The organism is Motilimonas pumila, from assembly GCF_003596335.1.
Taxonomy (GTDB): domain Bacteria; phylum Pseudomonadota; class Gammaproteobacteria; order Enterobacterales; family CBDFNC01; genus Motilimonas; species Motilimonas pumila.
The window spans coordinates 1-1,403 of record NZ_QZCH01000092.1; the positions used below are offsets into that span (position 1 = coordinate 1).

A 1,403-nucleotide genomic window follows, 5' to 3' on the forward strand; every position below is an offset into this window, starting at 1 on the left:
TCATACACAGGATCTTAAGCAAAAGTAGTTGAAAGGTGTGGAAAAAAGGCCCTCAGTGTGATCTGATTAAATCGCCAAACCCAATCCAATCACATTGCCGAGAGCCATGGACATTATCACCGCATCCGACAAGCTAAAACAACTATTCAGTGAGTCCTGGTTAAATAAAGTGGCCAGACAGCAAGGTTTTATCCAACGGTTACGCGATATCTTACCGTTGCGGTTGGTTGCCAGTCTGGTGGCTTCAATGGGGGATGGTAAAACTGATGCTATTGCAGAGATACACCGCTGTTTTAACGGCATGCATTCGCTCCCTACAGATGGTGTTGCTTATAAACCATTTCATAACCGCCTTCGACAAGCTGGCTTTCCGAAGTTGCTGAAGACGGTTACTGAGCGAGCAATGTTGCTGTTTCGGGAAGAGATAGAGCGGGATATTCCGGAGAAATTTCGCCAGTTTAAACAGATTTTGTTGCACGACGGCTCCTCCTTTGCCTTGCATCGTGATTTGGCCGACCAATTTCCCGGCCGGTTTAACAAACACAGCCCGGCAGCAGTGGAGTGTCATATGACCATGTCCTTATTGGATGACCAGCCGGTCAAATTGAGTATTTCGGCGGACACCGCCTCAGAGCGTCAGTTCTTGCCAATAGCAGAGCAATTGAATGGTTGTCTGTTGCTGGCGGATGCCGGGTATATCAGCAGTGATTACATGTCTTCGGTTGAGCGCCATGGCGGCTTTTTCTTGATGCGTATATCCAACACGCTCAATCCGACCATTACCTACGCCCAGAGTCATACGGGCCGGGAGCTGCCAAAGTTAGTCGGTATGCGATTCAAAGCCCTTCGTCGTCGCCATAGCAGGGCCAGAGGGCTTGACTGCGATGTGGTTTGGAAGGGTTATCAGTGTCGTTTAGTGAGTTTCTGGCATCCAGAAGAAAAGCGCTATTTAAGCTGGCTAACCAATCTATCCAGAGAAGAATTTAGCAGTGAGCAGGTGATGAAATTGTACCGGGCTCGCTGGCAAGTGGAGCTGGTGTTTAAGGAGCTGAAAAGCTATAACAATTTGCACAAATTTGTGACCCGCCAGCCTCATATAGTGGAAGGACTCATTTGGGCAAGCTTACTGGGTTTGTTGGTGAAGCGCTTTATTGGAAGGGTCGCGCAACGGCAAGTTGGTAAATGCCTGTCGAATCTGAAAATAGCAAAGTCCTCACGCGGTTGGTTGGACCCGATAATGAAGTCGTTAGCCACAGCTTACGATTCTCAACTGGCGGTTGACTTGAGTTGGGCGATTGATTTTATCGCTGTAAACTGCCAACAAGCACCACAATCAAAACGCAATAAGGTCAATAGCTTAGATGGGGTTTTTAATGCAATGCTCGCTTAAGGTTCAGTGTATG

General features: G+C 47.8%; 1 protein-coding gene. It reads left to right on the forward strand.

The window, feature by feature from the left end; translation table 11 throughout:
- Positions 1-106 precede the first annotated feature (106 nt).
- Positions 107-1,390, forward strand: coding sequence for an IS4 family transposase (locus D1Z90_RS20580; RefSeq protein ID WP_119912638.1), 1,284 nt, complete (start codon positions 107-109; stop codon positions 1,388-1,390).
- Positions 1,391-1,403 lie beyond the last annotated feature (13 nt).

Coding starts and splice junctions, on each gene's coding strand:
- D1Z90_RS20580 (WP_119912638.1), top strand. CDS start 107: ATGGACATTATCACCGCATCCGACAAGCTAAAACAACTATTCAGTGAG.